Genomic DNA, 258 nt, shown 5'->3' with positions numbered 1-258 from the left:
AGCGCTGGCGAAATTCCCCCAGCAACGGCAGCACGCGATGGTGGGCATAAGGGGTAGGCAGGCTGATGCGCAGCTTGCCGGCCGGTTCGGCCTGCTGGCCGGTGACCTCGCGTTCGGCCTCGGTCAGTAGCGACAGCGCCGAGCGGCACTGCTCCATGTAACGCTGTCCAGCGGCCGTCAGGCCGATCTGGCGGGTAGTGCGCACGAACAGGCGCACGCCCAGCCGCTCTTCCAGCCGCGACACCGAGCGGCTCACCG

General features: G+C 69.4%; 1 protein-coding gene. It reads right to left on the bottom strand.

The features are described 5' to 3' along the window. A partial coding sequence (locus SB751_RS32455) for a LysR family transcriptional regulator (RefSeq protein WP_410749316.1) occupies nt 1-258 on the bottom strand: 258 nt, incomplete at both ends.

Source organism: Cupriavidus sp. SIMBA_020, assembly GCF_046535395.1.
GTDB classification, from domain to species: domain Bacteria; phylum Pseudomonadota; class Gammaproteobacteria; order Burkholderiales; family Burkholderiaceae; genus Cupriavidus; species Cupriavidus campinensis.
This window is presented reverse-complemented; position numbering and strand designations above follow the sequence as displayed.